General features: G+C 71.4%; 23 protein-coding genes. 10 read left to right on the forward strand and 13 right to left on the reverse strand.

Going from position 1 to position 25,088, the window contains the following annotated elements:
* Window positions 1-30 precede the first annotated feature (30 nt).
* From ACFY1J_RS28350 to ssd, 4 genes are read right to left on the reverse strand one after another with little or no spacing between them, the layout of a single operon-like run.
* Window positions 31-822, reverse strand: a complete 792-nt coding sequence (locus ACFY1J_RS28350; protein ID WP_390732208.1) for a type II secretion system F family protein — start codon at window positions 820-822, stop codon at window positions 31-33.
* Window positions 819-1,688 (reverse strand): type II secretion system F family protein, encoded by an 870-nt coding sequence (locus tag ACFY1J_RS28355; protein ID WP_390711726.1) that lies wholly within the window; start codon window positions 1,686-1,688, stop codon window positions 819-821. The genes ACFY1J_RS28350 and ACFY1J_RS28355 overlap by 4 nt, the downstream gene beginning before the upstream one ends.
* Window position 1,689: 1 nt before the next feature.
* On the reverse strand, window positions 1,690-2,949 hold the full coding sequence (locus ACFY1J_RS28360; RefSeq protein ID WP_390711727.1) for a TadA family conjugal transfer-associated ATPase: 1,260 nt from the start codon (window positions 2,947-2,949) through the stop codon (window positions 1,690-1,692).
* Window positions 2,946-4,052: a septum site-determining protein Ssd gene (gene ssd / locus ACFY1J_RS28365; protein ID WP_390711728.1), complete on the reverse strand. Its 1,107-nt coding sequence runs from the start codon at window positions 4,050-4,052 to the stop codon at window positions 2,946-2,948. The genes ACFY1J_RS28360 and ssd overlap by 4 nt, the downstream gene beginning before the upstream one ends.
* Window positions 4,053-4,636: 584 nt before the next feature.
* On the opposite strand from ssd, the gene ACFY1J_RS28370 reads away from it, so the two are divergent.
* Window positions 4,637-5,470, forward strand: a complete 834-nt coding sequence (locus ACFY1J_RS28370; protein WP_390711729.1) for an HAD family hydrolase — start codon at window positions 4,637-4,639, stop codon at window positions 5,468-5,470.
* Between the two features lie 370 nt (window positions 5,471-5,840).
* Here the strand turns inward: ACFY1J_RS28370 and ACFY1J_RS28375 are convergent, their stop codons facing one another.
* Window positions 5,841-6,665: an oxidoreductase gene (locus ACFY1J_RS28375; protein ID WP_390732209.1), complete on the reverse strand. Its 825-nt coding sequence runs from the start codon at window positions 6,663-6,665 to the stop codon at window positions 5,841-5,843.
* 100 nt (window positions 6,666-6,765) lie between these two features.
* Between ACFY1J_RS28375 and ACFY1J_RS28380 the strand changes: the two genes are divergently transcribed.
* On the forward strand, window positions 6,766-7,746 hold the full coding sequence (locus tag ACFY1J_RS28380) for an ATP-binding protein (RefSeq protein ID WP_390732210.1): 981 nt from the start codon (window positions 6,766-6,768) through the stop codon (window positions 7,744-7,746).
* Window positions 7,747-7,767: 21 nt separating this feature from the next.
* Here ACFY1J_RS28380 and ACFY1J_RS28385 read toward each other — a convergent pair whose 3' ends face one another.
* Window positions 7,768-9,033 carry a hypothetical protein gene (locus ACFY1J_RS28385; RefSeq protein ID WP_390711732.1) on the reverse strand — a complete coding sequence of 422 codons (1,266 nt, stop codon included), beginning with the start codon at window positions 9,031-9,033 and terminating at the stop codon, window positions 7,768-7,770.
* A 338-nt stretch (window positions 9,034-9,371) separates the two neighbouring features.
* Here ACFY1J_RS28385 and ACFY1J_RS28390 point away from each other — a divergent pair, with 338 nt between their 5' ends.
* The 6 genes from ACFY1J_RS28390 to ACFY1J_RS28415 all read left to right on the forward strand — a co-directional run bounded on the left by ACFY1J_RS28390 (window position 9,372) and on the right by ACFY1J_RS28415 (window position 17,662).
* Window positions 9,372-11,909, forward strand: a complete 2,538-nt coding sequence (locus tag ACFY1J_RS28390) for a bifunctional SulP family inorganic anion transporter/carbonic anhydrase (RefSeq protein ID WP_390732211.1) — start codon at window positions 9,372-9,374, stop codon at window positions 11,907-11,909.
* Between the two features lie 334 nt (window positions 11,910-12,243).
* Window positions 12,244-14,241 carry an acetate--CoA ligase gene (gene acs, locus ACFY1J_RS28395; RefSeq protein ID WP_390732212.1) on the forward strand — a complete coding sequence of 666 codons (1,998 nt, stop codon included), beginning with the start codon at window positions 12,244-12,246 and terminating at the stop codon, window positions 14,239-14,241.
* A gap of 216 nt (window positions 14,242-14,457) precedes the next feature.
* Window positions 14,458-15,894 (forward strand): Na+/H+ antiporter NhaA, encoded by a 1,437-nt coding sequence (gene nhaA / locus ACFY1J_RS28400; protein WP_390711735.1) that lies wholly within the window; start codon window positions 14,458-14,460, stop codon window positions 15,892-15,894.
* Between the two features lie 40 nt (window positions 15,895-15,934).
* Window positions 15,935-16,429, forward strand: a complete 495-nt coding sequence (locus ACFY1J_RS28405) for a phage holin family protein (protein ID WP_390711736.1) — start codon at window positions 15,935-15,937, stop codon at window positions 16,427-16,429.
* Complete coding sequence (locus ACFY1J_RS28410; protein WP_390711737.1) at window positions 16,426-17,355, forward strand: alpha/beta fold hydrolase; 930 nt, start codon at window positions 16,426-16,428, stop codon at window positions 17,353-17,355. Before ACFY1J_RS28405 ends, ACFY1J_RS28410 begins: the two co-directional genes overlap by 4 nt.
* A 127-nt stretch (window positions 17,356-17,482) precedes the next feature.
* Window positions 17,483-17,662 carry a hypothetical protein gene (locus ACFY1J_RS28415; RefSeq protein ID WP_316760244.1) on the forward strand — a complete coding sequence of 60 codons (180 nt, stop codon included), beginning with the start codon at window positions 17,483-17,485 and terminating at the stop codon, window positions 17,660-17,662.
* 37 nt (window positions 17,663-17,699) lie between these two features.
* On the opposite strand, the gene ACFY1J_RS28420 is transcribed toward ACFY1J_RS28415, so the two are convergent.
* Genes ACFY1J_RS28420 through nth form a run of 3 tightly spaced genes read right to left on the reverse strand, consistent with a single transcriptional unit; the run spans window position 17,700 to window position 20,572 of the window.
* On the reverse strand, window positions 17,700-18,899 hold the full coding sequence (locus ACFY1J_RS28420) for a MarP family serine protease (RefSeq protein ID WP_390711738.1): 1,200 nt from the start codon (window positions 18,897-18,899) through the stop codon (window positions 17,700-17,702).
* 13 nt (window positions 18,900-18,912) lie between these two features.
* Window positions 18,913-19,608, reverse strand: coding sequence for an NUDIX hydrolase (locus tag ACFY1J_RS28425; RefSeq protein WP_390711739.1), 696 nt, complete (start codon window positions 19,606-19,608; stop codon window positions 18,913-18,915).
* Window positions 19,609-19,660: 52 nt separating this feature from the next.
* Window positions 19,661-20,572 (reverse strand): endonuclease III, encoded by a 912-nt coding sequence (nth, locus tag ACFY1J_RS28430; RefSeq protein ID WP_390732213.1) that lies wholly within the window; start codon window positions 20,570-20,572, stop codon window positions 19,661-19,663.
* A gap of 275 nt (window positions 20,573-20,847) precedes the next feature.
* Between nth and ACFY1J_RS28435 the strand changes: the two genes are divergently transcribed.
* The gene (locus tag ACFY1J_RS28435) at window positions 20,848-21,522 is read left to right on the forward strand and encodes a Crp/Fnr family transcriptional regulator (protein ID WP_018547939.1); all 675 of its coding nucleotides are present in this window, start codon (window positions 20,848-20,850) and stop codon (window positions 21,520-21,522) included.
* 159 nt (window positions 21,523-21,681) lie between these two features.
* The gene (locus ACFY1J_RS28440) at window positions 21,682-22,503 is read left to right on the forward strand and encodes a nucleotidyltransferase domain-containing protein (RefSeq protein WP_390732214.1); all 822 of its coding nucleotides are present in this window, start codon (window positions 21,682-21,684) and stop codon (window positions 22,501-22,503) included.
* Between the two features lie 54 nt (window positions 22,504-22,557).
* On the opposite strand, the gene ACFY1J_RS28445 is transcribed toward ACFY1J_RS28440, so the two are convergent.
* From ACFY1J_RS28445 to ACFY1J_RS28460, 4 genes are all read right to left on the reverse strand, one after another.
* On the reverse strand, window positions 22,558-23,388 hold the full coding sequence (locus ACFY1J_RS28445) for an MBL fold metallo-hydrolase (RefSeq protein ID WP_390711742.1): 831 nt from the start codon (window positions 23,386-23,388) through the stop codon (window positions 22,558-22,560).
* 88 nt (window positions 23,389-23,476) lie between these two features.
* A complete protein-coding gene (locus ACFY1J_RS28450; protein WP_390711743.1) occupies window positions 23,477-24,355 on the reverse strand; it encodes an NUDIX hydrolase in 879 nt (292 codons plus the stop codon).
* 56 nt (window positions 24,356-24,411) lie between these two features.
* Window positions 24,412-24,876: a RidA family protein gene (locus ACFY1J_RS28455; protein ID WP_390711744.1), complete on the reverse strand. Its 465-nt coding sequence runs from the start codon at window positions 24,874-24,876 to the stop codon at window positions 24,412-24,414.
* Entirely contained in the window at window positions 24,873-25,034 is a 162-nt protein-coding gene (locus ACFY1J_RS28460; RefSeq protein ID WP_121891618.1) for a DUF4177 domain-containing protein, read from the reverse strand. Before ACFY1J_RS28460 ends, ACFY1J_RS28455 begins: the two co-directional genes overlap by 4 nt.
* Window positions 25,035-25,088: the final 54 nt, after the last annotated feature.

Here is a 25,088-nt window from a genome sequence, read left to right on the forward strand (position 1 = left end):
TTGACCACGTGGATTCGTCTATCGGCCCGGTCATCGACCACCCCCTCCCACCACTCCGCCCGCCAACCCGATCACCACGGGCAGCACACCGACCGCGATGAAGGCGGGCAGGAAGCACAGCCCGACCGGCGCGGTGACCATGACGGCCGCACGGCGGGCCCGTGCCGTCGCGGTGCGTGCCCAGTCCGCGCGGGCGTCCGCGGCGAGCCGTGCGACGGGACCGGCCGCCGGGAGCCCCGATTCGTCAGCGCGCTCCAGGAGCCGGGCCAGGGCACCGGCGCCGGGCAGCGACGCCAACCGCCGCCAGGCGTCCGCCGGTTCACTGCCGAGCCGCACCTCCACGGCGCCCCTTGCCAGCCCTTGTCCGACAGGCCCCGCGAGGGCGTCACCGACGGCCTGGGCGGCGATCACCGGACCGGCACCGGCCGCGATGCAGGCCGCCAGAAGGTCCGCGGCGAGCGGGAGTTGGCGCGCGGCTTGAGCGGCATCCAACTCCTCCGCCCGGCCCGCTTCCTCCTGCCGGTGCCGCCAACGCCACAGCCCCGCGGCGGCTCCCAGCCCCACCGCCATCCCGGCCGGCCCGCCGACCAGCGCCCACCCGGCGCCCACCACCCCGGCCACGGGCAGCCACCGCCGTACGACGCCCCGCACCTCGAAGGGCGTCCCGGTGTCCGGTGCCTTCGAAGCCACCAGCCCGGCCAGCCGTCGCCGCACCCGCCGTCCGCGCCGTGCCGCCTCGAACCGCCGTACCGGCCAGCCGAGGAGCAGCACCGCGACCGCGACCGCGACCGTCCCCAGGCTGTGGACAAGCTGAGCGCTCATACCGCCTCCGCTCCCCGCACGATCCGCGCCGCCCACCACAGGCCGACGGCCTCCAGCACCCCGCCGACCACCAGGCAGCCCAGGCCGGCCCCGGTGTGCAGCAGCACGTGCAGCGGGTCGGCGCCCATGGCCGTACCGAGGAGCAGGCCCAGTACGGGCAGTGCCGCGAGCATCACCGCCGTCGCCCGAGCGCCCGCCAACTGGGCGCGCAGGTCGGCGCGCTGGTCCCGTTCGGCGCGCAGGGCCCCGTCGAGCCGGTCGAGGCCGGCCGCGAGCCCGGCGCCCTGGTCCACGGCCACCCGCCAGCAGGCCGCGAGCCCCAACAGCCCCTCGGCGCCCGGGTGCCGGGCCGCCGCGGCGAGGGCGCCCGGTACGTCCCCGCCGAACCTGGCCGCCGCGAGCACCGCCGCCTGTGCGTCCGCGAGCCCGCCGGAGTCCCGCTCGGCCCGCAGCAGCGCCTCCCCCGGCTGCCGCCCGGCACGCACCTCCCCGGCGAGCACGCCACACAGCGCGATCACCGCGTCCCCGCGTCGCTCCCGGGCCCGCCCCGCCTCCCTGGCCAGCCGCAGCCGCCGCAGCACCGGCACCCCGGCCGCCCCCGCGACGACCGGAATCACCGAGGCGCCCAGCAGCGCCAGCACCAGCCCCGCGGCCAGTGACCACCACTCGCCCCGCAACCGGCCGCGAAGCCGCCGCAGTTCACCCATGGCCTGCTCCCACGGGGACGGTCCGGTCCCCACCGCCCCGCCACCGGCAAGGAGCAGCCTCGCCCGCCGGGCTTCCCGGTGCCGTCCACCCATCAGCCAGACGGCCGCACCGGCGCACGCCACGGCAGCACTCATCGACATCTCACCCATCTCACCCATCTCAGCCACCACTTCCGTCGCTTCCCTCGCCGCCGCCCCATCTGTCGAAGCTGTCGACCTGGTCGTCGGCCCAGCTGCCGCCGTCGTCGCCCAGCAGCCCCCGCAGGCGCTCCCAGCCCCGCTCCCGCTCGAACGCCCGCGTGCCCCAGCGCAGCGCCGGTACCGTCCGCACCAGGCCCGTGGGATCCCGCTCCAGCACATGCACCTCGGCGATCCGCCGTCGGCCGGTCCGGTCCCGCACGAGGTGCAGCACCACCGACAGCGCGGCCGCCAACTGGCTGTGCAGGGCGGCCCGGTCGAGCCCGGCTGCGGTGCCGAGGGCCTCCAGGCGGGCCGGTACATCCGCGGCGGCGTTGGCGTGGACCGTGCCGCAGCCGCCTTCGTGACCGGTGTTGAGCGCGGCCAGGAGATGGACCACCTCGGCTCCGCGCACCTCGCCCACGACCAGCCGGTCGGGCCGCATCCGCAGTGCCTGCCGCACCAGGTCCTCAAGGGTGACCAGGCCCGCGCCCTCCTGGTTGGCGGGTCTGGTCTCCAGCCGTACGACGTGCGGGTGATCCGGCCGCAGCTCCGCCGAGTCCTCGGCGAGCACGATGCGTTCGCCCGGTCCGACGAGCCCGAGCAGCGCGCTCAGCAGGGTCGTCTTGCCGCTGCCGGTGCCGCCGCTGATCAGGAAGGACAGCCGCGCCCGCAGCAGCGCGCCGAGGACGCGGTCCCCGCCGGGCGGCACCGTGCCCGCCGTCACCAGTTCGTCGAGCGTGAACGCCCGCGGCCGTACGACCCGCAGGGCCAGACAGGTGCAGCCGACGGCCACCGGGGGCAGCACCGCGTGCAGCCGGGTCCCGTCGGGCAGCCGGGCGTCCGCCCAGGGCCGCGCGTCGTCCAGCCGGCGTCCGGCCACCGCGGCCAGGCGCTGTGCGAGGCGTCGTACCGCCGCCGCGTCGGGGAAGGTCACCGAGGTCAGCTCGAGGCCGCCGCCGCGGTCCACCCACACCCGGTCCGGGGCCGACACCAGGACGTCGGTGACCGACGGGTCGGCGAGCAGCGGCTCCAGTGGCCCGCTGCCGACCAGTTCGGACCGTAATCGGGCGGCCGCGCCGAGGACTTCGGCGTCGCCGAGCACCCGCCCCTGTTCTCGCAGCGCCTGGGCCACGCGCGCGGGTGTCGGTTCGGCGCCGCTCTCGACCAGCCACCGCCGTACACCGTCGAGCAGTTCCGGGCCGTCCGCCGGATCGAGCCCGGGTCCGGGCAGCGTCCTCATGCGACGCCACCCGCCTCCACCAGCGTCCGCTCCCAGAAGCCCTTGCAGAACCGCGCCAGCGGCCCGCGGCCGGCGGCTCCGGGCGGTTTCCCTGTCTCGTACGGACGCAGCAGTCCCGATTCGACGGGCACCTCTCCGGCCAGCGGCAGCCCGAGCAGTCTGGCCACCTCGCGGTCGTCCAGACCCGGTGCGTACGGTCCCCGTACCGCCACCCGCAGGTCGCGCAGGACCATGCCGACGGCGGACGCCACCCGTCCTGCCGCCGCGACGGCGCGCAGCTCGGCGGGGACGACGAGGAGCGCGAGGTCGAGCTGGGCGAGGGCCTCGGCGACCCCGTCGTCCAGGCGCCTCGGCAGATCGACGACCACCGTGCCGCCACGCCGCCGGGCGGCCGCGAGGACCGCCCGCACCGCCGGGGGCGGGATGGCGACACAGTCACCGCGGTCCCAGCTGAGCACCCTCAGGGAGTGGATCCGGGGCAGCGACTCCTCCAGGGCGCCGCCGCCGACCCGGCCGCGCGAGGCGGCGAAGGCGGGCCAGCGGAGGCCCTCGGCCGTCTCACCGCCGAGGAGTACATCGAGTCCGCCGCCCAGCGGATCCGCGTCCACGAGCAGGGTGCGCAGTCCCTCGCGCGCCGAGGTGACGGCGAGCGCGCAGGCGAGCGTGGAGGCGCCGGCCCCGCCGCGGCCCCCGATGACGCCCACGGTGAGCGCCGGGCGGCCGACGCCCTCGGCGACGTCGGCGATGCGGTCCACCAGCCACTGTTCGCCGTCGGGGAGCATCAGGACGTGGTCCGCGCCGATCTCGACGGCCCGTTTCCATACCCCCGAGTCGTCCTGGTCGCGGCCCACCAGGACCACTCCTCGTCGGCGCGCGGCCCCGCGCACGCGCCGCGCCGCATCATCACCGACCAGGACGAGCGGCGCCGCCTCCCAGGTGCCTCTGGGTTCCGGTACCCCGTGGTGGACCTCGGGTGTCGCGCCGGCCGCCGCGCACAGGCGCAGCAGATCGTCGAGAAGCCCGGCGTCCTCGGTGATGATCAGCGGCCGTCCCGGACGCCCTTGGGTGTCGGGCGGCGGATCGTGAGTGACGGTTCCGGCCACGTGTGCTCCCCCTTCGCTGCATGTCCCGCGCAGCCCTCTGCGGCCACGCGATTCCCGGACGTGTGAAGAACCGGCATCCGGCCTCCATATGAACGGCCGATACGAACCGGCCATACGCGCCCCGACAAACGGAACCGGCCATGAACTCGCCGCGAGCGTTGCGCGTTGGAATCACAGTGCAGCGATCCCGGAAATCGTGTGGATCTTGGTGGAAAACTGTGGACAACTCAGCGGCTGTGAATATCGCTGTCGCCCATACCGGTGACCCCCGCACGGTCCCCTGTGCGACTTCCGCAGAGCAGCGTCTCGACTACACTCGGTGACGAATCATGCGCAGACTTGAGAGGCGGCCGAAGCCGCCCTGCCGCGGTCTCGCGACCGCCTGGAGAACGGGGAAAACCCACCCGGACATGCGACGACCCCCGCCGGGGGGGAGAGCGGGGGTCGTCCCCACGGCCGACTCGGGGGGGGAGGAGTCGGGCCGGGTTAGCACGGTCGCGAACGATCCGTGACTTCCATGGTGTACCCGAGAGCCCTCTCAGGCAAACCCACGCGCCCCACCTTACGCCGAATGGTGGGCGCCTATGCTCTGGGTCGTGGAAAACCACTCCTTGCCCCGCACAGCGGCCTTCTTTGACCTGGACAAGACGGTCATTGCGAAGTCGAGCACGCTCACGTTCAGCAAGTCGTTCTACCAAGGCGGACTGATCAACCGCAGGGCGGCCTTGCGTACCGCCTATGCCCAGTTCGTCTTCCTGGTCGGCGGCATGGACCACGACCAGATGGAGCGCACCCGCGAGTACCTGTCCGCGCTGTGCCGCGGCTGGAACGTCCAGCAGGTGAAGGAAATCGTCGCCGAGACCCTGCACGACCTGATCGACCCGATCATCTACGACGAGGCCGCCTCCCTCATCGAGGAGCACCACCGGGCCGGCCGCGACGTCGTGATCGTGTCCACGTCGGGAGCCGAGGTGGTCGAGCCGATCGGCGAGCTGCTCGGCGCCGACCGGGTGGTGGCCACCCGCATGGTCGTGGGCGACGACGGCTGCTTCACCGGAGAAGTGGAGTACTACGCGTACGGCCCGACCAAGGCCGAGGCGGTCAAGGAGCTCGCCGAGTCCGAGGGCTACGACCTGGAGCGCTGCTACGCCTACAGCGACTCGGCGACCGACCTGCCGATGCTCAGGACGGTCGGGCATCCGCATGCGGTGAACCCGGACCGGACCCTGCGCCGTGAGGCACTCTCGCGCGGGTGGCCGATTCTGGACTTCCACCGCCCGGTCCGGCTCAAGCAGCGGCTCCCCGTGCTCTCCATACCGCCGCGGCCGGCGCTGGTCGCGGCGGCCGCCATAGGTGCCGCGGCCGCCACCGCGGGTCTCGTCTGGTACGCCAGCCGACGCCGGAGCTCGGTCGCCTGACCTGGGATTTCACCGCCACTCCGGATTGGTTCGGCATATCGGTGCCCGTTTAACGCACATTTGCCCCAAAAGTAAAGAGCTGCAGCCAGGGGTTCCGCTTGCTCCGGGCTTGCAGTACAAAGGATTTAACGGCCCGCGAGACCAAAGGACATCCGAAAGGATCACCTTTAAAACGCATTTGGCCCACGGACCGACGCATGAACACCGGGCACCCACGCGACGTCGACCCGTCGATTACGGGCCAGCCACACCAGGTGACGGGCAAAGTACCCGACCTGATGGGCAATATATCGAGGACGCTTGGTAACTCGGCGCGCATGCCAGCGGCGGTACGAAAACTCGTACCGCCGCAACCCTTTTCCCGGCCTTCTCAGGCGGCGCCGCGCTGCAGCGCCTCGCACACCGCCGTGGACTCGCGCGCACCCAGTTCGACCGCCCGGCCGCAGTGCGCGATCCAGGCGGCCATGCCCTCCGGAGTGCCGGCGACATAGCTGTCGAGCGCCGCCAGATACGGCGCGCGGCCCAGCTCCGCGTGCCCGACCTCGGCCGGGCAGACCGACTTCGGGTCCAGACCGCTGCCGATCAGGACGATCCGCTCGGCGGCGCGCGCCACCAGACCGTTGTGGGAGGCGAAGGGACGCAGCGCGAGCAGCTCGCCGTGCACGACGGCCGCCGTCACCAGCGCGGGCGCGGAACTCCCCGCGATGATCAGCCGAGAGAGGCCCTCCAGCCGTCCGGACACCTCGTCCGCGTCCGGCAACGCCAGCTCGACCAGGGGCTCGTCGACCGGCTCGCCGTTCCCGCGGGGCCGACCGACCTCGTCGCCGGTGCCCGCGGCCGCCACCATGTGCAGCCGGGCCAGCACCCGCAGGGGCGACTGCCGCCAGATGGACAGCAGTTGGCCCGCCTCGGCGGTCAGCCGCAGGGCCGCGCCCACGACGCGTGCCTCGTCGTCGCCACTGAAGTCGGTGCGCCGCCGCACCTCCTCCAGGGCCCAGTCGGCACCGGACAGCGCCGCGGAACCCCGGGCGCCGCGCAGGGCCGCCTCGGAGGTGATCTCATTGCTGCGGCGTCGCATGATCCGGTGCCCGTAGACCCGGTCCACGGCCTTGCGCACGGACTCCACGGACTCGGCCACACCGGGTAGCGAGCCCAAGGCTGTGAGCGGATCGGAAGTCGCGCCTGTCGTACTCATGAGTACGACATTACGCACCCCGCGGTGCCACCCCACGAAGGAGTGGTCTTCTTCACTCGACCTGCCACGCAGAGCAATCGGGCCACTACTCTTTGTGAACATGAAAATTGCTTTCGTCGGGAAGGGCGGCAGCGGCAAGACCACGCTCTCCTCCCTCTTCATCCGCCACCTGACGGCCGCCGGCGCGCCGGTCGTCGCCATCGACGCCGACATCAACCAGCACCTGGGCCCCGCGCTCGGCCTCGACGACGCACAGACGGCCGCACTGCCCGCGATGGGCCAGCGACTGACGCTGATCAAGGAGTACCTGCGCGGTTCCAACCCACGCATCGCCTCCACCGCGACGATGATCAAGACGACCCCGCCCGGCGAGGGTTCGCGACTGGTCCGGGTGCGGGAGCCCAATCCGGTGTACGACGCCTGCGCGCGGCCGGTGGAACTCGACGGCGGCGCCGTCCGTTTGATGGTCACCGGCTCCTTCACCGACGCCGACCTGGGAGTCGCCTGCTACCACTCCAAGACGGGAGCGGTGGAGCTGTTCCTGAACCACCTGGTCGACGGCCCCGACGAGTATGTCGTGGTCGACATGACGGCGGGCTCGGACTCCTTCGCGTCCGGCATGTTCACCCGCTTCGACATCACGTTCCTCGTGGCCGAGCCGACCCGGAAGGGGGTCTCCGTCTATCGCCAGTACAAGGAGTACGCCCAGGACTTCGGTGTGGTCATGAAGGTCGTCGGCAACAAGGTGCAGGGGCAGGACGACATCGACTTCCTGCGCGCGGAGGTCGGGGACGACCTGCTCGTGACCGTGGGGCACTCCGACTGGGTGCGCGCCATGGAGAAGGGCCGGCCGCCGCGGTTCGAGCTCCTGGAGGACGCCAACAGCCGCGCCCTGCGCACCCTTCGGGTCGCCGCCGACGCGACGTACGACCTGCGGGACTGGGAGCGCTACACGCGCCAAATGGTGCACTTCCACCTGAAGAACGCCCACTCGTGGGGCAATGAGCGCACCGGGGCCGACCTGGCGGCACAGATCGACCCCGGGTTCGTGCTCAGCGAGGGTGTCGCCACCCCTGTCTGACGGCTGCTGCCCGTCCGACGGCTACCGCCCGAGCGCCGGTGCCCCCGGCGCCCCCTTCGGGGCCGGGGCGGAGCGGTTCGACAGGAAGGACGCCCAGCCCTGCCTGGGGGCCTTGCCGACCTCCAGGGTGCGCAGCTTCGACAGGGTCTGCGGATCCTGGGCGTCCAGCCAGTCGGCGAGCTGCCGGAAGGAGACGCAGCGCACCTCGGGCTTGTTGCAGACCTGCTCGACGACCTCGTCGACGGCACGCATATAGGTGCCGCCGTTCCAGTGCTCGAAGTGGTTGCCGATGACCAGGGGCGCGCGGTTTCCGTCGTAGGCCCGGTAGAAGCCCTTCAGCAGACCGTCACGCATCTGGTCGCCCCAGTAGCCGTACTTGTCGGGGTCGCCCTGGGTCTTGGTGCCGGATTGGTTGATCATGAAGTTGTAGTCCATGGTCAACTGCTCGTAGGTGTGCCCGGGGAAGGGTACGAGCTGCATCGACAGGTCCCACAGCCCGTCTCTCTTCTTCGGCCAGAGCTGGTTGTTGACGCCGCTGGTGTCGTAGCGGAAGCCCAACTGGCTCGCCGCCTTGATGAAGTTCTTCTGGCCCTCCAGACACGGAGTGCGGGCGCCGATGAGCTCCTTGTCGTAGTCGAAGGGCAGCGGCGGCGCCTTCGTCTGGCCCGAGTTGGTCTTCCAGTTCTTCACGAACTGCTTGGCCTGGGTGATCTCGTCCTTCCACTCGTCCACCGACCACTGGCCGACGCCGCCGTCATTGCCGCAGAAGTGGCCGTTGAAGTGGGTGCCGATCTCGTTGCCCTCCAGCCAGGCGAGGCGCAGCTGCCGGACGGTGTCGGCGATGCCCTTCTCGTCGTTGAAGCCGATGTCGGAGCGGCCCGGCGAGTGCTGCGGGGGCCGGTAGAGGTCGCGCTTCTCCTCCGGCAGCAGATACACGCCGCTGAGGAAGTACGTCATGGTCGCGTGGTTGGCCTTGGCGACCTTGCGGAAGTGGGAGAACAGCTTCTGGCTGTCCTCGCCCGCTCCGTCCCAGGAGAACACCACGAACTGCGGAGGCTTCTCACCGGGCTTGAGCCGCTCGGGTCTGGGCAGGTGCGGCTGCGCGCCGGTGTACGCGGTGGAGCCGTCGCCGATCAGGCGGACCATGCTCTGGGGCGCGGCAGCGCCCTGCCGAGGTCCGGATGCTCCTTCCTTGGAGCCGTCGGCGTCGCTCGCGCAACCGGCGAGCGACGCCGCACAGGCCGCGGCGGCCATGGCGCCCGCGGCGATCCTCTGGTTGGCGGCCATGTTCCGCCCACCTTCTTCCTTCTCTCAGGCCAACGCCGATACGGGCGTTGTCTGGTGATCTGCCGGGGTGTGCCGACAGTGCCGCCAAGGTCCCACGGGACCGAGAAGGAATTAGTACGACAAGCCGATGAAATGCTCGGTTCATCCCAGCGGGTGAATCTCTGAACCATTTGCACTGAAAGTCCATGCATGACCTTTACTCTGCATTACGATCTGTTTACCCAGCGTTGATTTCATCCCGCCGCTGCACGCCGTGACCCATGGCCGCGACCCGCCCCCGTCACCTCGACGGGGCCACCCCCATCGCGACCGCGCCGCCCCGGAGGAGACGGGAAAACATGTCAGTCTGCGCATCCACCCAGGCCCTCGGCCTTGCCCGATCGGCCGGAGTCCGCACCGCCGACCAGACCCGGACCAAGCACCCCCACCAACCGCACAGCCCGCCGCCGGCCCCGCCCCGCCGCTTCCATCTCGCGGGCGCCGACCTGTCGGCATCGATCGCGGTCTTCCTGATCGCCCTGCCCCTGTCACTGGGCATTGCCCTCGCCACCGGCGCCCCGCTCCAGGCGGGACTCGTCGCCGCCGCCGTCGGCGGACTCGTCGCCGGGCGGCTCGGCGGCTGCCCGCTCCAGGTGAGCGGCCCCGCCGCCGGACTCACCGTCGTCACCGCCGATCTGATCCACCGCTACGGATGGCGGACGACGTGCGGCATCACCGTCCTCGCCGGTCTCGCCCAGCTCGGCCTCGGCTGTCTGCGCGTGGCCCGCACCGCCCTCGCCGTCAGCCCGGCCGTCGTGCACGGCATGCTCGCCGGCATCGGCGTCACCATCGCCGTCGCCCAGTTGCACATCGTCCTCGGCGGCACTCCGCAGAGCTCCGTCCTCGACAACATCCTCGCGCTGCCCGCCCAGTTGGCGGCCCTGCAGCCCGCCGCCGTATCGATGAGCGCGCTGACCCTGACCCTGTTGCTGGTCTGGCCGCGCCTGCCCGGCCGTCCCGGCCGTCTGCTCCGCAAGATCCCGGCCGCCCTCGTCGCCGTCGCCGCTGCCACCGCGACCGCCTCGCTCGCCGCGCTCAGCCTGCCCAAGGTCGACCTGCCGTCCTGGCGCAGCCACGCCCTTGCGGGACTGCCCGAGGGGCCGGTGCTCGGCATCGCCGCCGCCGTGTTCACCACCACGTTGGTGTGCAGCGTGCAGTCACTGCTCGGCGCGGTCGCCGTGGACAAGCTGGTCGCCCGCCGCCCCGGACCGCGGACCCAGGTCGGACGCTCCGACCTGGACCGGGAGTTGCTCGGGCAGGGCGCCGCCAACTGCGTCTCCGGAGCACTGGGCGGACTGCCGGTCGCGGGAGTGGCCGTGCGAAGTTCGGCGAATGTGAAATCCGGTGCCGTGAGCCGGAACTCCACGATGCTGCACGGCGTTTTCGTAGTAGTCGCCGCGCTGCTGATGGTCCCGGTCCTCGACCTCATCCCGCTCGCCTCGCTCGCCGCCCTGGTGATGGCCGTCGGCATCCAGATGGTGTCCCTGCACCACATCCGCGCGGTGACCCGCCACCGCGAAGTACTGGTGTACGCCGCCACCACACTCGGCGTGGTCTTCCTGGGCGTCCTGGAGGGCGTGGCGCTCGGCGTCGCCGTGGCCGTCGCCCTCGCCCTGCACCGCCTCGCCCGCACCCGTATCACGCACGAAGAGAAGGAAGGAGTCCATCACGTACATGTACGAGGACAGCTGACGTTCCTCGCGGTGCCTCGGCTCAGCCGGGCCCTGCATCTCGTACCCCAAGGCGCGCACGCCGTCGTGGAGTTGGACGGTTCGTTCATGGACCACGCGGCGTACGAGTCACTGCAGGACTGGCAGAACGCACACACCGCGCAGGGCGGCACGGCCGAACTGACCGGCCGCCGCACCGGGCTCAGGACCGCCGAGCCGACGGCGTCCGCCGGATGCCGCTGCCGGCCCTGGACGCCCTGGCGCAACCACCAGTGCGACATGCCGTCCGGCGGCGGACGGAGCGGTGGTGCGGGCAGACGGCCGGATCCCGACGTGGCCGACGGCCCGGAGGGAGCGACACAACCGGGCGACGGCACCGCTGCCGAGGCCGCCTCCGACGCCGAGACCGTCTCCGACGACGGCTCCGGCTCCGGCTCCGACTCCAGCTCCGGCTCCATGTCGGCTTCCGGCCCCGATGCCACGTCCAGCGCGCATGAACTGGCCCGCGGCATCAGCGCGTTCCAGCGCAACACCGCCCCGCTGGTGCGGCACGAATTGGCGCGGTTGGCGCGGGAGGGGCAGCGGCCGTCCCAGCTCTTCCTCGCCTGCGCCGACTCCCGGCTCGTGACGTCGATGATCACCTCCAGTGGTCCCGGCGACCTCTTCGTCGTCCGCAATGTCGGCAACCTGGTGCCGCTGCCGGGCGAGGAGAGCGGCGACGACTCCGTGGGGGCCGCGATCGAGTACGCGGTGGACGTGCTGAACGTGCGCTCCATCACGGTGTGCGGGCACTCCGGGTGCGGGGCCATGCAGGCGCTGCTGGGCTCCGAGCCCGGGGGCGAGCCGACCCCCCTCAAGCGGTGGCTGCGACACGGCCTGCCGAGCCTGGAGCGGATGGCGGACGACAGCCGGCCCTGGGCACGGCTGGCCGGGCGGGCGGCGGCCGACGCGGTGGAACAGCTCTGCCTGACCAACGTGGTCCAGCAGTTGGAGCATCTGCGCGCGCACGACTCGGTGGCGCGGGCGCTGGCGGACGGTGCGCTGGAGCTGCACGGGATGTACTTCCACGTGGGCGAGGCGCAGGCGTATCTGCTCGGCGGCACGGTCGGCGACGAGGCGGTGTTCGAGCACGTGGCGGGGGCGGAGGAGCTGCCCAGCCCGGCGTGACCGGACGGGCGTGACCGGACGGGCGTGACCGGACGGGCGGACCCGATCCGGGTGCGGCCAACGGTGTGCGGGTGCATGACCTGCGGCCGCACACCCGAGGGCTCCGCCCGCGGCCGCACACCCGGGGGCTCGGGCACCGTGCAGGGGGCCCATGTGGGTGACACCTGGGCGACACATGGCTGCCCCGGCAGCCCGCGGCAGCCGTCACAACGAAGGTCAGGAGGCTGAACCCGGCCTTGGCCGGCATCCGTGTACAGGGGTAGTGGACCATCCAGACAGGTCTAAACCAATTCCAGGTCGACCCTTGTCATCGGACCCCCGGGTCTGATGAGCTGTGGCCTGGGACACAACGGACACCCTTGGAAAGGGAGATGTCGTGAGCAACGAAAGCCTGGCCAACCTGCTCAAGGAGGAGCGCAGGTTCGCGCCGCCCGCCGAGCTGGCCGCGCACGCCAATGTCACGGCGGAGGCGTATGAACAGGCCAAGGCTGACAGGCTCGGCTTCTGGGCCGAGCAGGCCCGCCGGCTGACCTGGGCCACCGAGCCGACCGAGACGCTGGACTGGTCGAACCCGCCGTTCGCGAAGTGGTTCAAGGACGGCCGACTGAACGTCGCCTACAACTGTGTGGACCGGCACGTGGAGGCCGGCCTGGGCGACCGGGTCGCGATCCACTTCGAGGGCGAGCCCGGCGACAGCCGCGCGATCACCTACACCGAGCTGAAGGACGAGGTCTCCCGCGCCGCGAACGCCCTGCTGGAGCTCGGCGTCCAGGCCGGCGACCGGGTCGCGATCTACATGCCGATGATCCCGGAGACGGCGATCGCGATGCTCGCCTGCGCCCGGATCGGCGCCACCCACTCCGTCGTCTTCGGCGGCTTCTCCGCGGACGCGCTCGCCACCCGCATCCAGGACGCCGACGCCAAGCTCGTCATCACCTCGGACGGCGGCTACCGGCGCGGCAAGCCGTCCGCGCTGAAGCCCGCCGTCGACGACGCCATCAACCGCGTCGACAACGTCGAGCACGTCCTCGTCGTGCGCCGTACCGGCCAGGACGTCGCCTGGACCGACGGCCGCGACGTGTGGTGGCACGAACTCGTCGAGGGGCAGTCCACCGAGCACACCCCGCAGGCGTTCGAGGCGGAGCACCCGCTGTTCATCCTCTACACCTCCGGCACCACGGGGAAGCCGAAGGGCATCCTGCACACCTCCGCCGGCTACCTCACCCAGGTCGCCTACACCCACGACGCGGTCTTCGACCTCAAGCCGGAGACGGACGTGTACTGGTGCACGGCCGACGTCGGCTGGGTGACCGGGCACTCGTACATCGTGTACGGGCCGCTGGCCAACGGCGCCACCCAGGTGATGTACGAGGGCACCCCCGACACCCCGCACCAGGGCCGCTTCTGGGAGATCATCCAGAAGTACGGGGTCACCATCCTCTACACGGCGCCGACCGCGATCCGCACGTTCATGAAGTGGGGCGACGACATCCCCGCCAAGTTCGACCTCAGCAGCCTGCGGGTGCTGGGCTCGGTGGGCGAGCCGATCAACCCCGAGGCGTGGATCTGGTACCGCAAGCACATCGGCGCGGACCGGACCCCCATCGTCGACACCTGGTGGCAGACCGAGACGGGCGCGATGATGATCTCCCCGCTGCCCGGCGTCACCGAGACCAAGCCCGGCTCCGCGCAGCGGCCGCTGCCCGGCATCTTGGCGACCGTGGTCGACGACGAGGCGAACGAGGTGCCCAACGGAGGCGGCGGCTATCTGGTCCTGACCGAGCCGTGGCCGTCCATGCTGCGCACCATCTGGGGCGACGACCAGCGCTTCCTCGACACCTACTGGTCCCGTTTCGAGGGCAAGTACTTCGCCGGTGACGGGGCGAAGAAGGACGACGACGGCGACATCTGGCTGCTCGGCCGGGTCGACGACGTCATGCTCGTCTCCGGCCACAACATCTCCACCACCGAGGTCGAGTCCGCGCTCGTCTCCCACCCCGCGGTCGCCGAGGCCGCCGTCGTCGGTGCCACCGACGAGACGACCGGACAGGCCATCGTCGCCTTCGTGATCCTGCGTGGCAGCGCCTCCGAGGACGACATGCTGATGGGCGCGCTGCGCGACCACGTCGGCGCGACGCTCGGCCCGATCGCCAAGCCCAAGCGCATCCTGCCCGTCGCGGAACTGCCCAAGACCCGCTCCGGCAAGATCATGCGCCGACTGCTGCGCGACGTCGCCGAGAACCGCCAGCTCGGAGACGTCACCACGCTGACCGACTCCACGGTCATGGACCTCATCCAGGCCAAGCTGCCCGCCGCACCCAACGAGGACTGAGCAGACAGAGGAACACCCGTCTGAACAGCCGTCCCAGGGGCGCCCCGCACGAAAGCGGGGCGCCCCTCGGACGCATAACGTGGAACCACCGGATGCGTCACCCGGCAATCTTAGGTAAACTAAGCAAAGCGCCACTGGCGCGGCAAGATCCTCAAGGTGCGCCGGGAAGTCTGGTCGGCATGTGCTCAGCTCTGCCCACCACCCGGAGGTCTCCCCGTGGCCGCGCCCCGCACCACCGCCCGACGCAAGGTCCTCGGACGTCTGTCCCTTCCCGAGCGGACCTTCGTCATGGACGCGCTGCGGACCGAGACCGTCGGCGGTGTACTGCTGCTGATCGCCGCGGTCGCCGCGCTGGTCTGGGTGAATGTCCCTGCGCTGCGCGACAGCTACGAGACCGTCAGCCACTTCAGCTTCGGCCCCGAGGCCCTCGGACTGGACCTCTCCGTCACGCACTGGGCCGCCGACGGACTGCTCGCCGTCTTCTTCTTCGTCGCCGGCATCGAGCTCAAGCGCGAACTGGTCGCCGGCGACCTGCGGGACCCGAAGGCGGCCGTCCTGCCCGTCGTGGCCGCGCTGTGCGGGATGGCCGTACCCGCGCTCGTCTACACCCTCACCAACATCACCGGCGGCGGATCCGCCCAGGGCTGGGCCGTGCCCACCGCCACCGACATCGCCTTCGCGCTCGCCGTGCTCGCGGTCATCGGCACCTCGCTGCCCAGCGCCCTGCGCGCCTTCCTGCTGACGCTCGCCGTCGTCGACGACCTGTTCGCGATCCTGATCATCGCGGTCTTCTTCACCGACCGCGTCGACTTCGCCGCGCTCGGCGGGGCCGTCGTCGGCCTGGCCGTCTTCTGGGTGCTGCTGCGCAAGGGCGTACGGGGCTGGTACGTGTACGTCCCGCTCGCCCTGGTCATCTGGGGGCTGATGTACAACAGCGGCATCCACGCGACGATCGCCGGCGTGGCCATGGGCCTGATGCTGCGCTGCACCACCCACGAGGACGAGGCGCACTCGCCCGGCGAGCACATCGAGCACCTGGTGCGGCCCCTGTCGGCGGGCCTCGCTGTGCCCCTGTTCGCACTGTTCAACGCCGGTGTACTGGTCTCAGGCGGGGCGCTCCTCGACGTGTTCACCAAGCCGGAGACCTTCGGCGTGGTCCTCGGGCTCGTCGTCGGCAAGACGCTCGGCATCTTCGGCGGCACCTGGCTGACCGTCCGCTTCACCCGGGCGTCCCTCAGCGACGACCTCGAATGGGCCGACATCTTCGCCGTGGCCGCCCTGTCCGGCATCGGCTTCACCGTCTCGCTGCTCATCGGCGAACTCGCCTTCGAGGGCAACGCGGTGCTCACCGACGAGGTCAAGGCGGCCGTACTGACCGGCTCACTGATGGCGGCCGTGTGCGCGACCGTCCTGCTGAAGATACGCAACGCCAAGTACCGCAGGCTGTGGGAGGACGAGGAGCGGGACGAGGACCTCGACGGCATCCCGGACGTCTACGAGCAGGACGAGCCGTCGTACCACCTGCGCATGGCGAAGATCCACGAAGAGAAGGCGGCCGAGCACCGGCGCATCGCCCGGGAACAGGCCGCGGCGCGCCACGGGCTTGCCGAAGTGCCGGGCGGGGCAGGCGAGGACGACGACCGTCCGGCATGATCTGACGAGACGGTACAAAAAGACGAAGAGGGAGACCGCGATGAGCGCACCCGACGGCAGCCCGGTCGGCGCCGAACGCAGCATCGGCCAGCTGTTCGCCTCGGCGACGACCGAATTGTCGGCGCTGGTGCACGACGAGATCGCGCTGGCCAAGGCCCAGCTGAAGCAGGACGTCAAGCGCGGCGCGACGAGCGGCGGCGCGTTCTCGGCGGCGGCCATGCTGCTGCTGTTCTCCCTGCCGATGCTCAACTTCGCGCTGGCGTACGGCATCCGGACCTGGAGCGGCTGGAACCTCGCGATCTGCTTCCTGCTGTCGTTCGCGGCGAATGTCCTGGTGGCCGTCGTGCTGGCGCTGATCGGCGTGGTCTTCGCGAAGAAGGCCAAGCAGAGCCAGGGCCCGCAGAAGGTGGCGGCCTCGATGAAGGAGACGGCGGGCGTCCTGCAGAACGCCAAGCCCCACCCCCGTGCCGAGCGCCCGGCGCTGGAAGACCGGGTCCCCGAGGCCATCGAAGCTGTGGGACGCTCGTCGTCATGACGGATCCCTCCGCGACTTCGGTCGTACGCGTCGATGTCCCCGAAGGGGTGACCCACCGGGACGTCGCCGCCAACGGCGCCCGCTTTCACATCGCGGAGCTGGGCGACGGCCCCCTGGTGCTGCTGCTGCACGGCTTCCCCCAGTTCTGGTGGACGTGGCGCCACCAGCTGACCGCGCTCGCCGACGCGGGATTCCGTGCGGTGGCGATGGACCTGCGCGGCGTGGGCGGCAGCGACCGCACGCCGCGCGGGTACGACCCGGCCAACCTCGCCCTCGACGTCACCGGTGTGATCCGGTCGCTCGGCGAGCCGGACGCCGCCCTGGTCGGCCATGACCTGGGCGGCTATCTGGCGTGGACGGCGGCCGCGATGCGGCCCAAGCTCGTACGGCGGCTCGCGGTCGTCTCCATGCCGCACCCCCGGCGCTGGCGCTCCGCGATGCTGCGGGACGCCCGGCAGACGGCCGCCAGCTCGTACATCTGGGGTTTTCAGCGGCCCTGGATCCCGGAGCGGCAGCTGGTCGCCGACGACGCCGCCCTCGTGGGCCGGCTCATCCGGGACTGGTCCGGGCCCCGGCTGCCGGACGACGAGACGGTGGACACCTACCGGCGGGCGATGTGCATCCCGTCGACGGCACACTGCTCGATCGAGCCGTACCGCTGGCTGGTGCGGTCGCTGGCCCGCCCGGACGGCATCCAGTTCAACCGCCGTATGAAGCGGCCGGTGCGCGTGCCGACGCTGCATCTGCACGGCTCGCTGGACCCCGTGACGCGGACGCGGAGCGCGGCAGGCTCGGGCGAGTACGTCGAGGCCCCGTACCGCTGGCGGCTGTTCGACGGACTGGGCCACTTCCCGCACGAAGAGGATCCGGTCGCCTTCTCCACCGAACTGATCAACTGGCTCAAAGACCCCGAACCCGACCGGTGACCGTACCGATACATCCGGTATGTCGCATTGAACGTCTGTCCTACGAACGGCCACATGCCTGGCGCATAGGCCAATTGAGGGGTCCGGAGGCGGTTATCGACCATGAGGCGGGGGCAGACGTCGGGGTATGGGCTGGACGCACGACTACAGTGACGCACCCCGAAACCGCCGTTCCACGGGCGGTCTGAGCTCCCACCAGGGAAGCGCCCCGCAGTTGCCGGGCACCGACCTCAGGGTGGGGATCCCGCGCATCCTGCGCCGCCGGGCCCGCTGGGTCTCGGTACGCCTGCGTCACCCCCGCGGCTGACGGCCCCGCGGCGTCCCAGGTCCTGCAGACCTCGGCCTCAGAGGGCGCAGCTGTCGGTACCCACCTGCTCGTTCGCCGTACGGCCCTTGGCGATGTCCTGCCGGATCTCGTCCGCCGTGAGCGCGTAGCCGGTGTCGGCGTCGTCGAGGGACTTCGCGAAGACCACGCCGTACACCTTGCCGTCGGGCGTGAGCAGCGGGCCGCCGGAGTTGCCCTGGCGGACGGTCGCGTACAGGGAGTAGACGTCGCGGCGGACGGTGCCGCGGTGGTAGATGTCCGGGCCGTTGGCCGTGATGCGGCCGCGCACGCGCGCGGCACGGACGTCGTACGATCCGTTCTGCGGGAAGCCCGCGACGATCGCGCTGTCGCCGCTGTCCGCGTCCCGGGACGCGAACTGCAGGGCACGCGTCTTCAGGTCCGGCACGTCGAGTACGGCGATGTCGCGCTCCCAGTCGTAGAGGACGACCTTGGCGTCGTACTTGCGGCCCTCGCCGCCTATCTGGACCGTGGGCTCGTCGACGCCGCCGACGACGTGCGCGTTGGTCATCACACGGCGGTCGCCGAAGACGAAGCCGGAGCCCTCCAGGACCTTGCCGCAGCTCTGGGCGGTGCCCATGACCTTGACGATGGAGCTCTGGGCGCGGGTGGCCACGGGGCTGCCCGCCAGGGCCGGGTCGGGCGGCTGGACGTCGTTGATCGGCTCGTTGGCGAACGGGCTGAAGACCTGCGGGAAGCCGTTCTGCGCGAGGACCGTGGAGAAGTCCGCGAACCAGGTGTCGGCCTGCGCGGGCAGGGCGCGGGAGACCCCGAGCAGCACCTTGGAGCTGCGGACCTCCTTGCCGAGCGTGGGCAGCGTCGTGCCGGCCAGGGCCGAGCCGATCAGCCAGGCGACCAGCAGCATCGCCACGACGTTGACCAGGGCGCCGCCGGTCGCGTCCAGGGCGCGGGCCGGGGACCAGGTGATGTACCGGCGCAGCTTGTTGCCGAGGTGGGTGGTCAGGGCCTGGCCGATGGAGGCGCAGACGATGACGATCACCACCGCGACGACGGCGACGGTCGTGCTGACCTCCTTCTGGTCGGTCAGGGCGTCCCAGATGACGGGAAGCACATAGACGGCGACGAGACCGCCGCCCAGGAAACCGATCACCGAGAGGATGCCGACGACGAACCCCTGGCGGTAGCCGACGATCGCGAACCACACGGCGGCGACCAGCAGCAGGATGTCCAGCACATTCACGGGGTTCACCCTGTCATGACCGCCAGTCGAGTGGGACCTGCTTCTCTCTGTCCCAGGGCCGCTCCCAGCCCGCGTAGTGCAGCAGCCGGTCGATGATCCCGGCCGTAAAACCCCAGACCAGGGCCGATTCGACCAGAAATGCCGGACCTGCGTGGCCGCGCGGATGGACGGCGGTGGCTCTGTTGGCCGGGTCCGTGAGATCCGCCACGGGGACGGTGAAGACGCGCGCGGTCTCGTTCGGGTCGACGACACCGACGGGGGTCGGCTCCCGCCACCAGCCCAGCACCGGGGTGACGACGAAGCCGCTGACCGGGATGTAGAGCTTGGGCAGCACGCCGAAGAGCTGGACGCCGGACGGATCGAGTCCGGTCTCCTCCTCGGCCTCACGCAGCGCGGCCCGCAGCGGTCCGTCGCCCGAGGGGTCGCCGTCCTCCGGGTCCAGGCTGCCGCCGGGGAACGACGGCTGGCCGGCGTGCGAGCGCAGCGATCCGGCGCGCTCCATGAGCAGCAGTTCGGGACCGTGCTCGCCCTCACCGAAGAGGATCAGCACGGCGGACTCCCGCCCCGCCCCGTCCTCCGGCGGCAGGAAGCGGCTCAGCTGGAGCGGCTCGACCGTCTCCACGGCGCTCACCACCGGGTCCAGCCACTCGGGCAGCCCCTCCCTGCTGAGCGTCGCCGAGCCACCGCGCGTGTCGCTCGTGTGTGTCATCGCCACCCCCGTTCTTCCGTGTCCAACGCCCGACGGCACCTCGATCGTTCCGTCACGCGGCCCCCAGCGGCGGCGCCGGCCTGCCGCCCGCGTCGAGATAGGACTGCGGGGGTTTGAGGCGCTGGCCCGGGAAGCCGCCCTTTTCGTACTTCAGCAGCTTGCTGGCCTTGTCCGGGTCGGTCTCGCCCTCGCCGTACGCCGGGCAGAGCGGGGCGATGGGGCAGGCGCCGCAGGCGGGCTTGCGGGCGTGGCAGATGCGCCGGCCGTGCCAGATCACATGGTGCGAGAGATCCGTCCACTCGCTCTTCGGGAACAGCGAGCCGACGACGGCCTCGATCCTGTCCGGGTCGGTCTCGTCGGTCCACTTCCAGCGCCGCACGAGCCGCTGGAAGTGCGTGTCCACGGTGATGCCGGGCCGCCCGAAGGCGTTGCCGAGCACGACGAACGCGGTCTTGCGGCCGACGCCGGGGAGCTTGACGAGGTCCTCCAGCCTGCCCGGGACCTCACCGCCGAACTCGTCGACCAGGGCCTTCGACAGCCCTATGACCGACTTGGTCTTGGCCCGGAAGAAGCCGGTGGGGCGGAGGATCTCCTCCACCTCCTCCGGGTTGGCGGCGGCCAGGTCCTCGGGGGTGGGGTACTTGGCGAAGAGCGCCGGGGTCGTCTGGTTGACCCTGAGGTCCGTGGTCTGGGCGGAGAGCACCGTGGCGACCAGGAGCTCGAAGGGGTTCTCGAAGTCGAGCTCGGGGTGGGCGTAGGGGTACACCTCCGCGAGTTCGCGGTTGATGCGGCGGGCGCGGCGGACCAGGGCGGTGCGCGACTCGTCGGCCGGAATCTTCTTCGCGGGCGCCGACTTCACCGGCGTCGCCTTCACCGACGCTTTCTTGGCCGACGTTTTCTTCGCCGCTGTCGTTTTGGCAGTTTTTACGGTTTTCCCACCGCCGCCAGGGTTCTGTTCGCCCACAGCGGAATCGCGACGTACAACCACCCGCGCAGCCCCCTTGGCCTGTGCTCTACTGGCGATTTGGACACCCGGCCAGCCTAAAGCCCGGCACCGACATCCGCCCCGGACCCAGAAGATCAGCGCCCAATTGGACCCCTGCCGCTTACCTCGGGACACCTGTGCGGCATCCTTGTGACAGATCACACTGTTTGGACCGTCCGGCAAAATGGGGAGCACGGTCCCCTGGTACCAAGGGGGAGCAAGATCCCCTGAGCAGGTCGACAAGGAGAGAACTCGTGGACGACGTTCTGCGGCGCAACCCGCTCTTCGCGGCGCTCGATGACGAGCAGTCCGCGGAGCTGCGCGCCTCCATGAGTGAGGTGACCCTCGCCCGTGGAGACTCCCTGTTCCACGAGGGCGACCCGGGCGACCGGCTCTACGTCGTCACCGAGGGCAAGGTCAAGCTCCACCGCACCTCGCCCGACGGCCGCGAGAACATGCTCGCCGTCGTCGGCCCCGGCGAGCTGATCGGTGAGCTGTCGCTGTTCGACCCCGGTCCGCGCACGGCGACCGCCACCGCCCTCACCGAGGTCAAGCTGCTCGGTCTCGGCCACGGCGACCTCCAGCCCTGGCTGAACGCCCGCCCCGAGGTGGCCACCGCCCTGCTGCGCGCCGTCGCGCGCCGTCTGCGCAAGACCAACGACGCCATGTCCGACCTGGTCTTCTCCGACGTCCCCGGCCGTGTGGCCCGCGCCCTGCTGGACCTCTCGCGCCGTTTCGGCGTGCAGTCCGAGGAGGGCATCCACGTCGTCCACGACCTGACGCAGGAAGAGCTGGCCCAGCTGGTCGGCGCGTCCCGCGAGACCGTGAACAAGGCGCTGGCGGACTTCGCCCAGCGCGGGTGGCTCCGCCTGGAGGCGCGGGCCGTGATCCTGCTGGACGTCGAACGCCTCGCCAAGCGCTCGCGCTGACGCCGAGTCCCTGCCTTACGACTATGGGGTGCCGCCTCTTGAGGGCGGCACCCCGTTTTCTTCGCCGCCGGGACCTGAACGCCGCGGCCGGGGCGGTGAATGAGCGGCCGGGGCGGTAAATGAGCTGCCCTGCCGCTTCCCCGGGGGCACAGTGAGCCCATGGCCAAAACCGCCCCTTGCAAAGGCCTCGACCCCCTGGGCTACCTCGAACGCGAGGGTTCCCTCGCCCTCGTCCCGCACGGCTTCCGCCCCGTCGTCGCCGCCGCCCGGGACCGGCTGCTCGACGTCTTCGGCGCACAGCTGCACAGTGCGTATCTCTACGGGTCGATCCCACGCGGCACCGCGCGCGTGGGACGCAGCGATCTCGATCTGCTGGTCGCGCTGCGGGAGGAGCCCACGGAGGCGGACCGCGCGGCCGCCCGCGCACTCGGCGACGCGCTCGACAAGGAGTTCGGGCAGATCGACGGGGTGGGGACGCTGCTGTTCGGCCGGGGACGGCTGCTGAGCGAGCCGGAGCGCTACGACCTGGGGTGGTTCGTGGCCTGCCTGTGCACTCCCCTCCTCGGGGAGGATCTCGCCGAGTACCTTCCGCGCTACCGGCCCGACTCGCTGCTCGCCCGCGAGACCAACGGGGACCTCGCTCTCCTCCTCCCGCGCTGGCGTGAGCGGATCGCGGGCGCCGACGACTCGGAGGAGGCCCGGCGGCCCCTCGTACGCTTCATGTCCCGGCACCTCGTGCGCACCGGGTTCACCCTCGTCATGCCCCGCTGGAACGGCTGGACGAGCGACCTGAGGGAGATGGCCGAGGTCTTCGGCGCGTACTACCCGCAGCGGGCGGTGCAGATGCGCACAGCGGCCGAGTACGGGTACGAGCCGGTCGGCGATGCCGTCGCCCTGCGGTCGTACGTCGACGACCTCGGGCCGTGGCTCGCCGAGGAGTACGCGCGCGTGCACGGGGTGAAGGCGCGCAGGCCCGACTGAGCGCCGGGACGCGGCTCGCGCCGGCCCGGCCGTGGCTCGACCGGCCTCCGCCCCCTAGATCAGCCCGTGCTCCTGGAGGTAGTCCATCTGCGCCAGCACCGACAGCTCCGCCGCCGGCCACAGCGAGCGGTCCACGTCGGCGTAGACGTGGGCGACGACCTCGGAAGCGGTGCGGTAGCCGTCCTCGACGGCCGTCTCGACCTGGGCGAGGCGGTGGGCGCGGTGGGCGAGGTAGAACTCGACCGCGCCCTGGGCGTCCTCCAGGACCGGGCCGTGGCCGGGCAGGACCGTGTGGACGCCGTCGTCCACCGTGAGCGACCTCAGACGCCTCAGGGAGTCCAGATAGTCGCCCAGACGGCCGTCGGGGTGCGCCACGACCGTCGTACCGCGGCCGAGGATCGTGTCACCGGTCAGCACCGCACGGTCGGCCGGCAGGTGGAAGCACAGGGAGTCCGCGGTGTGGCCGGGGGTCGGTACGACCCGCAGCTCCAGGCCGCCGACCCGGACCACGTTCCCGGCGGCCAGGCCCTCGTCGCCCAGCCGCAGCGCCGGGTCCAGCGCGCGGACCTTCGTGCGGGTCAGCGCGGCGAAACGGGCGGCGCCCTCCGCGTGGTCGGGGTGGCCGTGGGTGAGCAGGGTGAGGGCGATGCGCCTGCCGGCCCGCTCGGCCGTGTCCACGACGGCGCGGAGGTGGTCCTCGTCCAGCGGGCCGGGGTCGATGACGACGGCCAGGTCGGAGTCGGGCTCCGCGACGATCCAGGTGTTGGTGCCGTCCAGGGTCATCGCGGAGGCGTTGGGCGCCAGGACGTTGACGGCCCGCTCGGTGGCGGGACCGGAGAGGACTCCGCCACGGGGCTGGCCGGGGAGGGCTGCGGCGTCCGTCATGCCAAAGCTCCTTCCGGCGCCGCTGCGAGAAATGCGCGGGGAATCGATTCTCCACCCCCGGCCCGGCCGGGCGGAGCGGCGGCGTCCGTCATGCGGGGCCTCCTCCGGCCGCAGGGTTCGGGATGTGCTTGGTGAACTCGTCGTGGCCCGGCCAGGACAGGACGATCTGGCCGTCCACCAGGCGGGCGCGGGCCAGGACGGGAGTCATGTCGCGCGCGGGAGCGGCGGCGAGCGTCTCGGCTGCGGTGGTGTGCGGGGCCAGTTGGCGCAGGGTCGCGATGGTGGGCGGCATCATCGTCAGCTCGCCGTTGTCGTAGGAGTCCGACGCCTCCTGGGGGCGGATCCACACCGTGCGGTCGGCCTCTGTGGACGCGTTCCGGGTGCGCTGGCCCTCCGGGAGGACGGCCACGAAGAACCAGGTGTCGTAGCGGCGGGACTCGAATTCGGGGGTGATCCAGCGGGTCCAGGCGCCCAGCAGGTCGGAGCGCAGGACCAGTCCGCGGCGGTCCAGGAACTCGGCGAAGGACAGGTCGCGGGCGACCAGGGCGGCGCGGTCCGCCTCCCAGTCCTCGCCCGTGGTGTCGCCGACCACCGAGTCGGGGTCGGGTCCGGCGAGCAGGACGCCCGCCTCCTCGTAGGTCTCCCGGACGGCCGCGCAGACGACGGCCTGGGCGGCGCGCTCGTCGACGCCGAGCCGCTCGGCCCACCACGCGCGCGTGGGGCCCGCCCAGCGGATCTGGTGGTCGTCGTCCCGCGGGTCGACGCCGCCGCCGGGGTACGCGTACGCGCCTCCGGCGAAGGCCATGGAGGCGCGTCTGCGCAGCATGTGGACGGCCGGACCGGCGGCGGTGTCCTTCAGGAGCATCACCGTGGCCGCGCGCTTCGGGGACACCGGGGTGAGGGTGCCTTCCGTCAGCGCTCGGATACGATCCGGCCACTCCGGGGGATACCACTGCCCATTAGCCATGGGCGGAGGCTATCCCGATGTGCGCGAATGTTCGAGAGGGGCCAGTGAGCAGCGCCTTACGGCATCAGCTCGACCTGAACCTCCACCTCGACCGGCGCGTCCAGCGGCAGCACGGCGACGCCGACCGCGCTGCGCGCGTGGACGCCCTTGTCGCCGAGGACGGCACCCAGCAGCTCGCTCGCGCCGTTGATGACGCCGGGCTGCCCGGTGAAGTCGGAGGCCGAGGCGACGAAGCCGACGACCTTCACCACGCGCGCGACGCGGTCCAGGTCACCGGCGACGGACTTCACGGCGGCCAGGGCGTTCAGCGCGCAGGTGCGGGCCAGGTCCTTGGCCTCCTCCGCGGTGACCTCCGCGCCCACCTTGCCGGTGACCGGAAGCTTGCCGTCGACCATCGGCAGCTGGCCGGAGGTGTAGACGTACACACCCGACCGCACGGCCGGCTGGTAGGCGGCCAGCGGCGGCACAACCTCCGGCAGGACAAGGCCCAGTTCGGCCAGCTTGGCCTCGACGGTGCTCACGACTGCTTCTCCCGCTTCAGGTAGGCCACCAGCTGCTCGGGGTTGTTCGGGCCGGGCACGACCTGGACGAGCTCCCAGCCGTCCTCGCCCCAGGTGTCCAGAATCTGCTTCGTGGCATGGACGAGCAGCGGCACGGTTGCGTATTCCCACTTGGTCATGTGGCCGACTGTAGCCCCTGTTATCCACAGCCTCCCGCGTAGCCCGTCCGCGGA

This window comes from Streptomyces sp. NPDC001406, assembly GCF_042895285.1.
Taxonomy (GTDB): Bacteria; Actinomycetota; Actinomycetes; order Streptomycetales; family Streptomycetaceae; genus Streptomyces.